Source organism: Ornithinimicrobium sp. CNJ-824 (genome assembly GCF_001942405.1).
Taxonomy (GTDB): domain Bacteria; phylum Actinomycetota; class Actinomycetes; order Actinomycetales; family Dermatophilaceae; genus Ornithinicoccus; species Ornithinicoccus kibberensis.
Window position 1 is genome coordinate 1 of sequence record NZ_MKKA01000044.1, and the last position, 15,393, is coordinate 15,393.

15 protein-coding genes are annotated in these 15,393 nt (G+C 72.3%); 8 read left to right on the forward strand and 7 right to left on the reverse strand.

From position 1 onward, the window contains the following. The first annotated feature begins 161 nt into the window (after positions 1-161). Positions 162-1,670, forward strand: a complete 1,509-nt coding sequence (locus BJF81_RS11830; RefSeq protein ID WP_143780820.1) for an HNH endonuclease signature motif containing protein — start codon at positions 162-164, stop codon at positions 1,668-1,670. After that, positions 1,607-2,122 (forward strand): hypothetical protein, encoded by a 516-nt coding sequence (locus BJF81_RS17605; RefSeq protein WP_143780821.1) that lies wholly within the window; start codon positions 1,607-1,609, stop codon positions 2,120-2,122. The genes BJF81_RS11830 and BJF81_RS17605 overlap by 64 nt, the downstream gene beginning before the upstream one ends. A 20-nt stretch (positions 2,123-2,142) precedes the next feature. Here the strand turns inward: BJF81_RS17605 and BJF81_RS11835 are convergent, their stop codons facing one another. The 4 genes from BJF81_RS11835 to BJF81_RS11850 all read right to left on the reverse strand — a co-directional run bounded on the left by BJF81_RS11835 (position 2,143) and on the right by BJF81_RS11850 (position 6,865). Next, positions 2,143-3,411, reverse strand: a complete 1,269-nt coding sequence (locus tag BJF81_RS11835; protein ID WP_075958515.1) for an acyltransferase family protein — start codon at positions 3,409-3,411, stop codon at positions 2,143-2,145. A 77-nt stretch (positions 3,412-3,488) separates the two neighbouring features. After that, positions 3,489-4,424: an aldo/keto reductase gene (locus BJF81_RS11840; RefSeq protein ID WP_075958516.1), complete on the reverse strand. Its 936-nt coding sequence runs from the start codon at positions 4,422-4,424 to the stop codon at positions 3,489-3,491. Positions 4,425-4,479: 55 nt separating this feature from the next. After that, positions 4,480-5,280, reverse strand: a complete 801-nt coding sequence (locus tag BJF81_RS11845; protein WP_075958517.1) for a DUF72 domain-containing protein — start codon at positions 5,278-5,280, stop codon at positions 4,480-4,482. A gap of 106 nt (positions 5,281-5,386) precedes the next feature. Continuing rightward, complete coding sequence (locus BJF81_RS11850) at positions 5,387-6,865, reverse strand: DEAD/DEAH box helicase (RefSeq protein ID WP_075958518.1); 1,479 nt, start codon at positions 6,863-6,865, stop codon at positions 5,387-5,389. 285 nt (positions 6,866-7,150) lie between these two features. On the opposite strand from BJF81_RS11850, the gene BJF81_RS18075 reads away from it, so the two are divergent. Continuing rightward, the gene (locus tag BJF81_RS18075; protein WP_158068676.1) at positions 7,151-7,294 is read left to right on the forward strand and encodes a hypothetical protein; all 144 of its coding nucleotides are present in this window, start codon (positions 7,151-7,153) and stop codon (positions 7,292-7,294) included. 268 nt (positions 7,295-7,562) lie between these two features. Here BJF81_RS18075 and glpK read toward each other — a convergent pair whose 3' ends face one another. The 3 genes from glpK to BJF81_RS11865 form a co-directional block, all read right to left on the reverse strand. Continuing rightward, complete coding sequence (glpK, locus tag BJF81_RS11855; protein ID WP_075958519.1) at positions 7,563-9,122, reverse strand: glycerol kinase GlpK; 1,560 nt, start codon at positions 9,120-9,122, stop codon at positions 7,563-7,565. 35 nt (positions 9,123-9,157) lie between these two features. Continuing rightward, a complete protein-coding gene (locus BJF81_RS11860) occupies positions 9,158-9,880 on the reverse strand; it encodes an MIP/aquaporin family protein (protein ID WP_075958520.1) in 723 nt (240 codons plus the stop codon). A gap of 116 nt (positions 9,881-9,996) precedes the next feature. Then, entirely contained in the window at positions 9,997-11,748 is a 1,752-nt protein-coding gene (locus BJF81_RS11865) for a glycerol-3-phosphate dehydrogenase/oxidase (protein WP_075958521.1), read from the reverse strand. 102 nt (positions 11,749-11,850) lie between these two features. Between BJF81_RS11865 and BJF81_RS11870 the strand changes: the two genes are divergently transcribed. The 5 genes from BJF81_RS11870 to BJF81_RS11890 all read left to right on the forward strand — a co-directional run bounded on the left by BJF81_RS11870 (position 11,851) and on the right by BJF81_RS11890 (position 15,301). Beyond that, entirely contained in the window at positions 11,851-12,690 is an 840-nt protein-coding gene (locus BJF81_RS11870; RefSeq protein WP_075958522.1) for a GNAT family N-acetyltransferase, read from the forward strand. 117 nt (positions 12,691-12,807) lie between these two features. After that, entirely contained in the window at positions 12,808-13,866 is a 1,059-nt protein-coding gene (locus BJF81_RS11875; RefSeq protein WP_075958523.1) for a hypothetical protein, read from the forward strand. Further along, on the forward strand, positions 13,863-14,546 hold the full coding sequence (locus tag BJF81_RS19765) for a deoxycytidylate deaminase (RefSeq protein ID WP_237770219.1): 684 nt from the start codon (positions 13,863-13,865) through the stop codon (positions 14,544-14,546). Before BJF81_RS11875 ends, BJF81_RS19765 begins: the two co-directional genes overlap by 4 nt. 19 nt (positions 14,547-14,565) lie before the next feature. Continuing rightward, positions 14,566-14,763, forward strand: coding sequence for a hypothetical protein (locus BJF81_RS11885; protein WP_075958524.1), 198 nt, complete (start codon positions 14,566-14,568; stop codon positions 14,761-14,763). Between the two features lie 49 nt (positions 14,764-14,812). After that, positions 14,813-15,301, forward strand: coding sequence for a metallophosphoesterase (locus tag BJF81_RS11890; RefSeq protein ID WP_202817482.1), 489 nt, complete (start codon positions 14,813-14,815; stop codon positions 15,299-15,301). The last annotated feature ends 92 nt before the right edge of the window (positions 15,302-15,393 follow it).

The following is a 15,393-nucleotide window of genomic DNA, read 5'->3' on the forward strand; positions in this document are numbered from 1 at the left end:
CTGGCATGATGTCACCCGTCAACTACGAGCAGTCCACCGCAGCGTCCGTCCCGGACGCCGCGTAGCCCGAAACCCTCCACGATCTGGGGGGAACCACAGAGAAGGGGATCCAGGACGCGGCGGGGTTGTCGGCCACGGCCTGGGGGAAGTGGCGGGCACGGGTGAAGTCCCTGGTGGCCGCCGAGCTGGAGGTGGCCCTGGGCCTGGGCCGCGGAGAGGCTCGGGACATGGTGGCGGTGGCCTGTGCGCCGGACGGGATCGGTGCCCCGGTGCTGGAGGCGTTGCGCCGTGGTGAGGTCCCCTGGCATCTCGTGCGCCGGTTCTGGACCAAGGCAGGGTCGTTGCCGGTGGAGGACGTCACCACGATCGCGGCGGTGCTCTTCGGCAGCGACGTGACGTGCGCCGCGCCGGAGCGGCTGGACCCGGACGGGCAGCTGCACGGACGGGCATGGGCGGTCAAGGAGTTCTACGCCGCGCTCGACCGTGAGGTGGTCCGTGCCAAGGGCAAGGACGAGCGGTCGGCCAGGGCCGCCCGCGACGAGGCGGTCGCGGCGCGGGACGCGTGGCTGCGGGTGCACGACGACGGGACGGCGACGCTGGGCGTGCGGACTGCGTTGATCTCGGGGGTGGGGGTGTTCGCCCGGGTGGACCGGATGGCCCGGGCGTTGCGGGGGGCTGGGGAGGAGCGGTCGCTGGCGCAGCTGCGTTCGGACCTGTGCGCCAGCCTGCTGCTGCACGGCACCGTGGAGGTTCCCGAGGTCGTCGACGAGCTGGTCACGCCGCAGGACCTGGACGGCCTGGCCGCCGTCACGACGGCGACCCCACCGGTGAACCTGCAGGTGGTCGTCCCCTGGGACTGCCTGACCGGCACGGTGGCCTGCCCCCGGTGCGCGCACACCGGCCGCAGCACGGGCCGCCCGGGCCTGGAGCATCCGCACGGCCTCAGTGGTCTCGTCGGCACCCGTGACGAAGCCGGTGATGGTCGCACCGGGCTCGGGCCGTTCACCCTGGCCGACCCTGGCTGGCCTCCGCTGCCGGACTGGCTGGCCCGCAGATGCGGGGACCAGTCTGCCCGGTTGCCCTCGGCAGGGCCGCCGACCCCGCCAGGAGCCTCGCCGCCCTCGCCGGACGCGCCGCACTCTCCGCTGTCGACGGACGCGCCGCCCTCACTGGACGCGCCGCTCTCGCTGGACGCGTCGGCACCTGCGGCCGTCCCACAGGGCGGGCCGGTGGTGGGGCAGGCTCCGTTGCCGGGGGTGGCCTGGTCGGGCACGGTGGCCGAGCTGTTGGGGCTGCACCCTGCGTTCCTGACCCCCGGGCAGGCGCGGGACCTGGCGCTGGCTCCGGGGACCACGATGCACCGGATCCTGGTGGACCCGGCCGACGGGCGGTGCATCGAGCGGACGATCGCCTCCTACCGTCCCGACGCGGACATGCGCCGCCAGATCGTGGCGGCGGATGTGTACGGGCGTGGTCCGGGGGAGCGGACCCCGCCCCCGCGGTGGCAGATCGATCACGAGCACGAGTACCAGGACGGCGGGCCGACGGCCGAGACCAATCTCAACGGCAAGGGTGTCTTCTTCCACGCGGTCAAGACCGCCCGGCTGTGGTCCTCGGTGATGAACCAGCGCCGCGACCTGACCTGGACCACCCTGCTGAGGCAGGTCTGACGACCCGGGGGCACGACTACCGCCAGTACCTGGCCCGCCTCGACACCCTTGCCCCCGGTCCCCACGCGAACGCCCAGGGCCAGGCCGACCCGGCCGACCGGGTCGACCAGCGCGGCGACCGGGCCGACCTGGCCAACCAGCTGCTCTACGCCGCGATCGTCCACCGCCACTCCGGTGCCCCGGCCCGGGCCACCGACGACATCGTCGACGCCGAGGCCTACGACCTGCGCCTGGCCGGCTGGGCCAGCATCGACCCCCGGCTGGCCCTGGCCCGCGAAGGCCGCCGCGCCGACCTCAAGGGCCCGACCCCCGAACAGCTGCTCGGACTGCCCTCCACCTCGGGGGATGTCACCGTCGCACCGTGCACCGCGGACGGCACCGCCGGTAGAGCGAAGCAAGGGGACACCAGCTGGGATACCCGGCCCGGCCCCGGTGAGCCGCCGCCCTTCTGACGATGCCGTCGCGGTTCAGCTCACGAGACGGCTGCAGGGTCGCCGTAGCCGTCAGATGCCCGGTCATTGTCCGTGGTCGTGCGCTGCACCAGCAGGATCATGGCGACGAGCAGGCAGGCCACCCCGACGAGCGGAACCGGACGCGGTCCGATCCCGGCGTGCCAGGCGATCGCCGTGCCCGCGATCCCCAGCACGGTGGCCGTGAGGACGGCGGGCCGCGACGTCGACACCTTCCACGAGCGGACCGTGCGTTCCCAGGCGATCACCGGGACCAGCACCAGCCCCATGAGCAGGACGGCCAGGACGAGGTAGAACGGCCGGAGGGCCAGCCAGGCCCCGGTGCCGGCAGGGAGCAGGACGTCCGGTGCGATCAGTCCGACGAAGGTCACCGCACCGAGGGCGGGCACGTGCCACAGGTAGACGAGCAGCAGCCGGGGCCCGAGCCACCGCGTCGCCGTGCCCACCCACGGCCGGGGCGGACGTGTCCCCACGGCCCGGCCGACGAGGGTCAGCACGGCGAGCTGCGCGACGCCCACCACCGAGAGGGCCGAGTTGGGTGGGGTGAGGTTGGACACGGGCCGGTCGGCCATGCCGACGTTGGTCGCGGCGTAGGGCCCGAGCTGCACCATGACCACCAGGGTCAGCACCGCCAGCAGGAGGACGACCACAGGGACGGGCGTCGGGAGGCGCTGCACCGTCCCCCGGGCGTGCAGCACGCCGAGCTGGTGGCAGAAGAGCCACACCAGCACCAGGTTGGGCCAGCGCGCCTGCTCGTAGCCCAGGCTCCCGGAGAACCACGCGAGATCCACCAGCAGCGACCCGCCGAGGAGCACGGCGGGAAGGACCCACCACCCGGCCAGGTCGTGCACGCGCACAGCCGAGGGCCCCACGACGACGCACAGCAGGTACACCGCCATGAACCACAGGTGGTTCCCGGTCACCGCCGTCAGCCGCGCCCCTGTCCCCGGCGAGGAGATCGTCACGACCACGACCACCGCCAGGGAGACCACGACCAGGGCGAGGACGGGGCTGACGAGGCGCAGCAGCCGAGGGGCGAGGTAGTCGGTGTAGCTCCACCCCGCGGCGCCCTGCAACCGGTCGACGACCCGTGTCCCCGCGAAGCCGGCGGCCACGAAGAACAGGGGCAGCACCATGAGCACCCAGGTCAGCAGCGCGACGACCGGCCCCGCCAGCGCCGGCTCGGACCGCATCGTGCCCTCGACGACGGTCACCCTGAGGAACAGCCAGTGCAGGACGACGACGACCACCATCGACCCCGTCCGGGCCACGTCGACGACCCAGTCCCTGGCACCGTCGCCCGGGGCCTCGCCCAGGACAGGCAGGCCGGTCGGGGCGGAACCGGCGCTCAGAACCCCTCCGACGCCTCGTCCAGGCGACGCACGTCCTCGTCGGTCAACGTCGTGCTGGCTGCCGCCAGCAGCGGCTCGAGCTGCTCGGGTCGGGAGACGGACGCGATCGGAGCCGTCGCACCCTTGGCCAGCAGCCAGGCCAGGGCGACCGTCGCGGGCTCCACCCCGTGCCGACCGGCGACGTCCACCAGCACGTCCACCACCCGAAGTCCACCCGCCTCGAAGTATCGCCGGGCGGCCCCGCCCCGGGCCGCCCCCTCGAAGTCGGCCTCGCCGCGGTACTTGCCGGTGAGGAAGCCCGAGGCCAGCGCCGGGTAGGGGAACACCATGACCTGCTCGGCGGCCACGATCGGGGCGTAGTCCTGCTCGTACGTCTGCCGCGACACCAGCGACCACCGGGGCTGGACCGCCACCGGCACCGCGGCACCCTCCCGGTGCGCCGTCGCGAACCACTCACGCATCCGCTCGGGGGAGAAGTTCGACAGACCCACCGCACGGGCCCTGCCCGACCGCACGACCTCGTCGAAGGCCGCGACCTGCTCGCCCACGGGCACGTCCTCGTCGTCGAAGTGCGCGTAGTAGAGGTCGACGTGGTCGGTCTGCAGCCGCTCGAGCGACTCGTCGACCGCCGCCAGCACGTTCGCCCGTGACAACCCCTCACGGCCGGGCTTGCGGGCCACCTTGGTCGCCACGAGCACGTCGTCGCGCCGCCCCCGCGCCGCCAGCCACGAGCCGATGATCGTCTCCGACTGCCCGCCGCGCCCGTCCAGCCAGGCGGCGTACGAGTCGGCGGTGTCCACGAAGGTGCCGCCCGCCTCGACGAAGCGGTCGAGCACCGCGTGCGAGGTCGCCTCGTCGGCGGTCCAGCCGAAGGCGTTCCCGCCCAGGTTCAGGGGGAAGATCTCCAGGGGGCTGCCCGGCAGCTGCGGCATGCGTGGTCCTCTCGGGTATGCGGTGCGCTGGCAGCACTGTAGGCCCGCCGGCCGCTCACCCGCCCCAACCGCGCGGACCCCTCTCCCCGGGCCGACGTGTCGACGCCGTCACCCCCAGCAGGTCGGCCAACCGCATGGCGTCGTGCGGGGCGTGCACCTTGACGTCGTTGTCGAAGTAGACGAACACCTCCGCCTGCTCCGCCCAGCCCCGAATCCGCTCGGCCCACACGCCCAGGGCCTCCTCGCCGTACCCGCTCGTGTAGAGCTCGGTGTCCCCGTGCAGACGCACGTAGACGACCGGGGCGGTCACCACGTCGTAGTAGGGCCACAGCCCCGCGGCGTCGGCGACGACGATCCCGACCTCGTGCCGGCGGAGCAAGTCGAGCAGCTCGACGTTGTCGGCGAAGGTGGGGTGCCGCACCTCGAGCACGTGCCGCAGGGGTCGGTCCGGGTCCGGACCGGGGTCGGTCCACGCCGGCTCGCGCAGGCGGTCGTCGTGCCCCGCGGCCAGGACCGAGGCCTGGTATGCCGTGCGCGGCAGGCGCCCGAGGAAGTCGTCCAGCCGCTCGTGGTCGTACCGGAACCGCGGGGCCAGCTGCCACAGGAAGGGGCCGAGCCGGTGCTCCAGCGCCAACGGCCCGGACGCGAAGAAGTTGGCCAGCGCCGTGTCGACGTCGCGCAGCTTCTTCATGTGCGTGATGAACCGGCTGCCCTTGACCGACAGCACGGTGTCGTCCGGCGTCTGCTCCGCCCACGCCCGGTAGCTGCTGGGCCGCTGCAGCGAGTAGAACGACCCGTTGATCTCGACGGTGTCCAGGCAGCGGGAGGCATACTCCAGCTCGCGCCGCTGCGGCAGCCCTGGCGGGTAGAAGACACCGCGCCCAGGGCGCGTAGCGCCAGCCGGAGATGCCGATCCGGATGCGGTGGGTGCTCACCCCACCGACGGTAGGACAGCCGGGCCGTCAGCGACGGCCGGAACGACCTCCGCCGCTGGAGGTGGAGAACGCGACGGCCGAGCCGCTGCCGGCGCCGCTCCGCGAGCGACCCGCGCCGCCCGAGCGACCGGAACCACCGCCCGAGCGACCGCCGCCAGCCGACCGACCGGCGCCACCGCTGCCACGGCCGGAGCCGCCGGTGCGACGTCCACCGCCACCGTTGCCGCGACCGCCGCCGTTGGCGCGACCGCCGCCGTTGCCACGGCCACGACCCTGCCCCTGGCCACCGGGCTGCTCCGGCGTGGCCAGCTGCAGACCGCCGGGGACGAGGGTGCGCTCGCCGGGGGCCAGCTCCACGAGCACGGGGTGCTCGGGGTGGGCCTTGGTGATGGTCGGCCGGATGCCGGCGGCGCGGGTCAGCGAGCGGACGTCGCGGACCTGGTCGTCGGTCATGATCGTCACGACCGTGCCCGAGGCGCCGGCCCGGGCCGTGCGGCCCGAGCGGTGCAGGTAGGCCTTGTGCTCGACCGGCGGGTCGGCGTGCACGACGAGGGCCACGTCGTCGACGTGGATGCCGCGGGCCGCGATGTCGGTGGCGACCAGGGTGGTGGCGGCGCCCGTCTGGAAGGCGTCGAGGTTGCGCACGCGGGCGTTCTGGCCGAGGTTGCCGTGCAGCTCGACGGTCGGGACGCCCGCCCCGTTGAGCTGCTTGGCCAGCTTCTTGGCACCGTGCTTGGTGCGGGTGAACATCACGACCCGGCCCGGCGCGGACGCCAGGTCCGTGAGCACCGGGAGGCGGTGGCCGGCGTCGATGTGCAGCACGTGGTGGGCCATGGAGGACACCGGCGACTGGGCCGAGTCGGCGTGGTGGGTCACCGGACGGTCCAGGTATCGCTTGACGAGAACGTCGATCCCGGCGTCCAGCGTGGCCGAGAACAGCATCCGCTGTCCCTGCCGCGGCGTCCGGTCGAGAAGACGCTTGACAGCCGGCAGGAAGCCCAGGTCGGACATGTGGTCGGCCTCGTCGAGGACGGTGATCTCGACCGAGCCGAGGTCGGCGTGGCGCTGACCGATGAGGTCCTCGAGCCGCCCGGGGGTGGCCACGAGCACGTCGACCCCTGCCTGCAGCGCCCGCACCTGCGGGTTCTGGCCGACGCCGCCGAAGATCGTCAGCGTGGACAGGCCCGCGGACCGGGCGAGCGGCGCCAGCGCCTCGTCGATCTGCCGGACCAGCTCACGGGTCGGCGCCAGGATGAGGGCCCGGGGCGCGCGGCCCCGGACGGAGGAACGGCGCGCGGCCTCGCCGGCGGTCAGCCGGGTCACCAGCGGCAGCAGGAAGGCGTAGGTCTTGCCGGAGCCGGTGCGGCCCCGGCCCAGGACGTCCCGGCCGGCGAGGGAGTCGGGCAGGGTGGCGGCCTGGATGGGAGTGGGCACGGTGATGCCGCGCTCGGCCAGGAGGGAGGACAGGGAGGCGGGCACGCCGAGGTCGGCGAAGCTGGAGGTCACAGAGGAGTCTTTCGAGACGTATGCGGTGTCTCACCCGGCGCGCAGGCTCCGGTGGGGCGGCGCGACCTTGAGGGCGGCCCGGGGCCGCGCACAGATCAAGCGCCCCGAGGCGAGACGGTGCGGGGCGCTGGGACCATTGTAGCGGTCGCAGGGCCTCCTCCGGACAGCGACGGTCCGTCGCGGCATGGGGCCTACCCTGGGAGCGACGAAGGAGGAGCCCTGCCCGCCGACGACCTCCCCGACCCCCGTCCGGACCACCACCCGGACCGGCCCCGACCGCTCCTCGTGCTGGCCAAGCCCTCCCACGACGCCGAGGGGCGCGAGCAGGTCGACCGCGTGCGGCGTGCCCTGACGACGGCCGCAGGCGGTGCGCACGTGGAGGTGCGGGCCCCGGCCTCGGACGAGGAGTATGCCGCGAGCAGACCGTGAGGCTGCCGTCGGTGACGAGGTCGAGGTCGGCGGCCGCCGCGGTGTCCTCGCCGCCGGAACCGGCGTCGCCGCCGGAACCGTCCTCCGAGCCACAGGCGGACAGGGTCAGGACGAGGGTGGCTGCGCTGAGCGCGGCGAAGGTAGAGCCCCGAGGCCCGCTGGTGGGGGACCTTGGCCAAAAGTGACCATATCGCAACCTTTTCCGGGGGTATGCGTCGGGGGCGGCGACCGGTCCGGTCGCCGCCCCCGGGGGCCGGGGGAGCAGGCCTCAGCCGTCCTGCGCCTCGCCCTCGGCCTCCTCGACCGCCTCCTCGGCGCGCTCGGCGTCCTCGTCGACCCAGTCGAAGGTGCGGGTGACCGCCTTCTTCCACTGCCGGTAGAGGCGCTCGCGCTCCTCCTCGCCCATCTGCGGGCTCCACCGCTGGCCCTCCTCCCAGTTGTCGACGACGTCCTGGACCCCCTCCCAGAAGCCCACGGCGATGCCGGCGGCGTAGGCGGCGCCGAGCGCGGTGGTCTCGGCCACCTTGGGCCGCACGACATCCACGCCCAGGATGTCGGCCTGGAACTGCATGAGGGTCTCGTTGGCCACCATCCCGCCGTCCACGCGCAGCTCGGGCAGGTCGACGCCCGAGTCGGCGTTCATCGCGTCCAGGACCTCGCGGGTCTGGTAGGCCGTGGACTCCAGGGCGGCCCGGGCGATGTGGTGCTTGTTGACGTAGCGGGTGAGGCCGACGATCGCGCCCCGGGCGTCGTCCTTCCAGTACGGCGCGAACAGCCCCGAGAAGGCGGGCACGATGTAGCAGCCGCCGTTGTCGTCGACCTGGGTCGCCAGGTCCTCGATCTCCGGCGCGTCCTGGATCAGGCCGATGTTGTCGCGCAGCCACTGCACGAGCGACCCGGTGACCGCGATGGAGCCCTCGAGGGCGTAGACGGCCTCCTCCTCGCCGATCTTGTAGCAGAGCGTCGTGAGCAGACCGTTCTCGCTGCGCACGATCTCGGTGCCGGTGTTGAGCAGCATGAAGTTGCCCGTGCCGTAGGTGTTCTTCGACATGCCCTTCTCGAAGCACGCCTGGCCGAAGGTGGCGGCCTGCTGGTCACCGAGGATGCCGGCGATCGGGACCCCGAGCTTCGTGCTCTCTCCGTAGACCTCGGAGCAGCTGCGGATCTCCGGCAGCATGGACATCGGGATGCCCATCGCCTCCGCCACCTCCTCCGACCAGGACAGGGTCTTCAGGTCCATCAGCATGGTGCGGGAGGCGTTGGTGACGTCCGTGATGTGCACCCCGCCCTCGGTCCCGCCGGTGAGATTCCACACCACCCAGGAGTCGGTCGTGCCGAAGAGCAGGTCGCCGGCCTCGGCCTTCTCCCGCGCTCCCTCGACGTTGTCGAGGATCCACTTGACCTTGGGGCCGGAGAAGTAGGTCGCCAGCGGCAGTCCGCAGATGTCCTTGAAGCGGTCGGCGCCCTCCTCCAGGTCCCCGCCGGCCAGCTCGGTGATGATCTTGGAGGTGCGGGTGTCCTGCCAGACGATGGCGTTGTAGACGGGCTCGCCGGTGTTCTTGTCCCACACCACCGCGGTCTCACGTTGGTTGGTGATGCCGATGGCGGCCAGCTGGCTGTTGCTGATGTTGGCCTTCCCGAGGGCGGTGCCGATGACCTCCCGGGTGTTGTCCCAGATCTCGGCGGGGTCGTGCTCGACCCAGCCTGCCTTGGGGAAGATCTGCTCGTGCTCCTTCTGCCCCACGGTGTGGATCTCTCCGCCGTGGGTGAAGACGATGGCACGGGTGCTGGTCGTGCCCTGGTCGATCGCGAGGATGTAGTCAGCCACGATGCTGTTCCTTTCGTTGCGGTGGGACGGGGCGGTCAGGAGATGGCCGCGAAGAGCAGCGCGGCGAGGACGGCGCCCAGGAGCGGGCCGACGACGGGGACCCAGGAGTAGGCCCAGTCGCTGGAGCCCTTGCCCGGGATGGGCAGCACCGCGTGCGCGATGCGCGGCCCCAGGTCACGAGCCGGGTTGATGGCATAGCCGGTGGGGCCACCCAGGCTGGCACCGATGCCGACGACGAGCATGGCCACGGCGAGCGGGCCCAGCTCGGAGGGTGTGTTGCCGAACATGAGGACGATGAAGACGAGGACGAAGGTGCCGATCACCTCGGTCAGGGTGTTCCAGCCGTAGGAGCGGACCTCAGGGCCGGTGGAGAACACCCCCAGCTTGAGCGCCGGGTCGGCGTCCAGGTCGAAGTGCTTCTTGTAGGCCGCCCAGGCGAGCACGGCGCCCAGGAAGGCGCCGATGAGCTGGGCCACCCAGTAGGCGATCAGGTTGCCGAACGAGGCCTCGATCCCGGGCGCGAACTCCTCCGCGCCGGAGACGAACAGGCCCAGGGTGACGGCCGGGTTGATGTGTGCGCCGGTCTTGTAGGCCGCGTAGACACCGGCGAACACACCGAGACCCCAGCCGAAGTTGATCAGCAGCCACCCGCCCCCGTTGCCCTTGGTGGCCGGAAGGATGGCGTTGGCCACCACTCCGGCACCTAGGAGCAGCAGCATCGCCGTGCCCAGGATCTCGTAGAGAAAGATGTCGCCCATGCGGGTTCCTTTCGGATCGTGAGTGCGGGCACGACGTCGTGCCCGCCGTGGCGGGTAACCTAGCGCGGAACTGACCTCGCGTCACCCCGTGCGGCGCGTCGGCGGAGCCGTCGTCGTCACCCCTGCTGGGTGAGATCGAGCATCTCGACCAGCCCCCCTGCCTCGCTGCGCAGACGGGCCGCCTCCTCGTCCGTCGGCTGGTCCATGGCCGCCAGCTCGGCCTCGGCGAGGCGGCGGTAGGCCGCCACCTCGCTGCGGGTCCGCTCCTCGTCCCAGCCGAGCAGGGGGGCTGCGATCCCGGCGATCTCCTCGGCCGCGTCCAGACCACGTCGCGGGATCTCGTAGACCAGCCGGGTGCGCCGGTAGAGCAGGTCGTCGAGGTGCAGCGCACCCTCGTGCGTGCAGGCGTAGGCGATCTCGGCACGCAGGTAGGTCGGCGCCGCGGCGAGCGGCTGCGCCAAGGACGGGTCCTCGGCGATGAGCTCGAGCAGCTCGTCCATGAGGGAGCCGTAGCGGTGCAGCAGGTGGTCCGCCAGCTGCTCGGTCCACCCGTGCTCGGCGCGCCACCCGCGCATACGCTGGCGGGCGACCTGCTCGCCGACCGCGCCCAGCAGCGGGATCTCGTGCGTGACGGACGGACGGCGCCCTGCCTCGTCCTCACCCAGCGCGAAGTCGACGGCGTCCTTGGCCATCACGCGGTAGGTCGTGAGCTTGCCACCGCCGATGGTGGTCAACCCGGCGGCCGGGCTGGCCACGGTGTGCTCGCGGCTCACCTTGGCCGAGTCGGTGCCCTCCTTGGTGCCGGGCTGCAGCAGCGGCCGCAGGCCGGCATACGCTCCCACGACGTCCTCGCGGGTCAGCGTGGTGGTGAGCACCTCGTTGGCGTGCTCGAGGACGTAGTCGATGTCCTGGGACGTCGGGACGGGGTAACGCGGGTCCAGGTCCCAGGCGGTGTCGGTGGTCCCGAGGATCCAGTAGCGGGACCACGGGATGAAGAAGAGCACGGACTTCTCGGTCTGCAGGAACAGCCCGGAGTCCCCGTCGATCCGGTCCCGGGGGATGACCAGGTGGATGCCCTTGGAGGCCAGCACCTGCAGCCCGCCCTCGGTGCCGCTCAGCTGCTCGACGTCCTCGGTCCACACGCCGGTGCAGTTGATGACGTGCCGCGCGCGGACCTCCAGGTCCGTCCCGGTCTCGAGGTCGCGCAACCGGGCGCCCACCACCCTGTCTCCCTCCCGGGCCAGGTCGACCACCTGGGTGCGGGAAGTCGCGTGGGCGCCATAGCTGACGGCGGTGCGCACCAGAGTTCCGACCAGCCGTGCGTCGTCGACGGTGGCGTCCCAGTACTTCACCGCGCCGATGGCGGTCTCGTGGCGCAGCTGGGGGAACTGCTTCTTCAGACCCGCCCGGCTGGTGTGCTGATGGATCGGCAGCGCCCGGCGTCCCGGCATGGCGTTGGCAAGCACGTCATAGAGCGTCACCCCCGCCCCGTAGTAGGCCCGTTGCCAGACCCGGTGCTCCAGGGGGATGAGGAAGGCCATCGGCTTGACCAGGTGGGGTGCCAGCCGGGTCAGCAGGAGGCCACGCTCGGTGAGGGCCTCGTGCACGAGCTTGAAGTCGAGCATCTGCAGGTAACGCAGGCCGCCGTGGACGAGCTTGGTGGACCAGGACGAGGTGCCGGAGGCCCAGTCCTGGGCCTCCACCAGTGCGGTGTCCAGTCCGCGCGTGACGGCGTCGAGGGCCGCGCCGGCACCGGTGACCCCACCACCGATCACCAGGACGTCCAGCTCACGGCCGGGCTCGGTGCTGGCGCGCAGACGCTCAAGCGCCTGGTCGCGACCTTCTGGGGTCAGGGGCAGTGGTCTCACGGCGGTCCCTCCTGTGCGCTCGGCGGTCCTGCCACTGTATCGCGGGGTCGCCGCAGCGATACCGGTCCCGCTCCCACAGAGGCCGGGTGGCAGCATGGGCCCGTGCTGCGAAGCCGACGTGCTGCCCGGGCCCTGGGACCGTCGGAGGTCGACAGGGCGCTGGAGGTGTGCGCCGAGGACCCGGTCATGAACGTCTTCGTCGCCGCCCGCATCATCGAGACCCAGCTGCGGGGCGACCGGGGGCCGCTGTTCGGTCACGACCTGGAGGGGGAGGGGGCGCTGTGCTGGTGCTCGGCCAACGTCGTGCCGGTCCACGCGGGGCCTCGGTCCCTCGCGGCGTTCGCCGACAAGGTCGTCCGCCGGCGCCGCTGGGCGAGCTCGGTCTTCGGGCCGGTCGACCAGGTGCTGGATCTGTGGGCGCGTCTCGAGCCGTCCTGGGGCGCACCCCGGGAGGTGCGCGCGGAACAGCTGGTGATGACGGTGCGACCGGGGGATGTGCTGGGGGTCCCGGCGGACCCGCACGTGCGCCTGGCCCGTCCCGACGAGGTCGACCGGGTCGTGCCGGCGTCCGAGGCCATGTTCACCGAGGAGATCGGCTACCCGCCCTACCAGGGCTCGTCGGCGGGCTACCGCCGCTCGGTCCTCGGACTGATCGAGAAGGGTCACACCTTCGTGCGCACCGACCACACCGGTGCGGTGATCTTCAAGGCCGACCTGGGGTCCGTGGCGCTCGGTGTGGCTCAGGTGCAGGGCGTCTGGGTGCATCCTCGGTGGCGTGGGCAGGGCCTGGCGGCGCCTGCGATGGCGGCGGTCGTCCAGCAGACCATGGCACGCGTCGCCCCGGCGATCACCCTCTACGTCAACGACTTCAACACCGCCGTGGCGACCTACCGACGGGCGGGCTTCGTACGAACTGGCACCTTCGCCACCGTGCTTCTCTGAGACTGGCTCTTCTCTGAGCGCGGCGCGGCGCGCCGTGGCGGGGTGCTGGCCTGGGGTTTTGTGGTGGGTGTGGATGGGGTGGGGTGGTGTGTCGGTGGCCCGTGTCATAGTAGACACATGTTCGAACCACGGGAGTGGTTCCGACGGATCGAGACGTCCTGGCACGACAAGACCCCGAAGAAGGCCCGGGTGCTCTTCGACGCCCCCGTGGAGTACTTCCCGGCCGACTGGGTCGCCGCGTCCACCGCCCGCGGCCCGATGGTCGCCAAGCTGCAGCGGTCCCGGGCCCACTACTCCGACGGGCACCACGAGAGGACCCGCAGGAAGGTCCAGTCGCGCGACAACTGGACGGTCGACACCCCCGACAGGGAGGCCAGCCTGCGGGAACGGTTCGCCGACACCCCGTACTACGACGTGGCCGAGCAGGTCGAGGAGACCAGCTACGGCAGCCGTGTCCTGCCGGTGTACGAGTTCAAGGTGGCCCCGCGCTACACCCACCCCGGTGACGGGCCGGCCCCGCGCGGTCGCGGCTGGGAGAGGTGGGTGTCCGAGGACGGTGAACAGTCCGCGTGGCGCCGTCCGAGGACCAGGATGGAGACGGTCTCCACCGAGAAGGTCGCCGAGATCAAGTCCTACGTCGTCGGCTCGGACTTCGACCCGTCCGACCCGACGACCAACGCCTACGCCACCGCCGTTCACGAGTGGCAGCACCGCTTCGAGTACTCCGTCCCCGGCATCACCCTCATGGAGAGGGAGTTCCTGGAGCGGCGGGCCGGCGACGAGAGACTGGAGCCGATCTACAAGGGCCGCAAGGAGATGGGCTACCGGGACGACTTCGTCGAGCACTACATGGGCAAGGTCTACACCGGCAACGCCTACGAGGTGATGTCGATGGGCGCCGAGTCCCTGTTCAGCGGGCACAACGGCGGCCTGGTCGGTGCCCACAGCGGCGGGAAGATGCACTCCGACGACGACATGAGGGCCTTCGTGCTCGGCGTCTACGGCTCGGCCGGCCGCACCGACGTCGACCCGGACGAGGTGGTGGACACGCTCACCCCGGAGCAGCAGGAGAGGTACTTCCGCACGCGCGACCTGCTGCAGTCCTACCGCGACGAGGACGAGGCCCGGCTGCGCGAGGCCCAGGAACGCCGTGCCGCCACACCGGTTGACGCATGACCGCGCAGACACCCACCTCGACCCGTCCGTCCCGGTTCGCCGACGTCCGCAGGTCCGTCCTGGAGGCGATCGAACGGCAGCCGGAGATCGCCCCCTTCCTCGGTCGGGTGCTGCACCTGACCCGGGAGCAGGTGGACGAGCTCCTGGCCGACGAGTCCTGGGACTACCGGACCGCGTGGGTCGCCGCGCGGGTCGCCTCGGACTTCGTCCAGACCGGCCCGTCGTCCTACGTGCCGCGGGTGGACCGGCGACCCGGCTGGGACGAGTACTTCATGGGGATCGCCGAGGCGGTCGCCACCCGTGCCGACTGCACCCGCCGCAAGGTGGGTGCAGTCCTCGTCGACGAGCAGCACCGTATCGTCGGCACCGGCTACAACGGCGCCCCCTCGGGCGTGACCGGCTGCCTGGACGGCGGCTGCCCGCGCGGGAAGCTGACCACGCAGGAGCTGGCCCCGATGACGGACTACGACGCCGGCCCGGGTCGGTGCGTGGCGCTGCACGCCGAGGTGAACGCGGTCCTCTACGCGGTCCGCGCCGCCCGGGGGACCACCTGCTACGTCAACCACGAGCCGTGCGGGCCGTGCCTGCGCACCCTGGCCGGTGCCGGTGTCGCCCGGGTGGTCTGGCCGACGGGGGAGTGCGAACCGGTCGCCGAGCACACCCGCCGGACCGGTTCCTGAGCCGCCACACCCCCGGGCCATGAGCGCACCGACCCTGACCCCGGCCGTCACCGACGAGGACGCCGCCGGCCTGCTCCGCACGATGGACGCCGAGTTCGTCGAGCTGACCGGCCGCAGCGCCTACCTGTACCCGCACGCCGTCTCCGGGACCGACCCGTGGCGGTACGTCTTCACCGATGCACCGCCCCCGGCCCGGAGCGCGCCGTGGAGCACATGACCGAGCTGCTGGAGGCCGCCCGGTCCATGGACTTCTCCACGCTGTCGTGGTGCTGGTCGTGACCCGCACCGCGATCATCGGCGACGTCGGCGGACACCTGGCCGAGCTGGAGGCCGCCCTGACCGACCTGGGCGCCGACCCGGCCACCGGGACGCTGCCGGAGGACCTGGAGGTCGTGCAGCTGGGTGACCTGGTGCATCGTGGCCCGGACAGCCCGGGCGTGCTCGCCTTGGTCGCCCGCTTCCTGGACGCCAGCCCCGGCCGGTGGCACCAGCTGACCGGCAACCACGAGGCCCAGTACCTGCGCCCCGGTGGTCCCGCGTTCGACTGGCCGGCGCAGGACCGTCTCGACGACGAGCACGCCGACCTGCTCCGCTCCTGGTGGGAGCAGGACCTGGTCAGGGTCGCCCACCACGTCCCCACCCCCGGCCCCGGGACCCTCGTCACGCACGCAGGCGTCACCCCCGGCTTCGCATCATGGTCCACCAGGGCGTCGCCACGGCCGGCGTGTCGTGCGCCGACATGGCCGACACCCTGAACGACCTGCCGCGCGCACACCCCCAGGACGCCCTGTGGAGCCCCGGCGTGATGCTCACCGGGCACCCCTCGCCGGTCGCCGGTCCGCTGTGG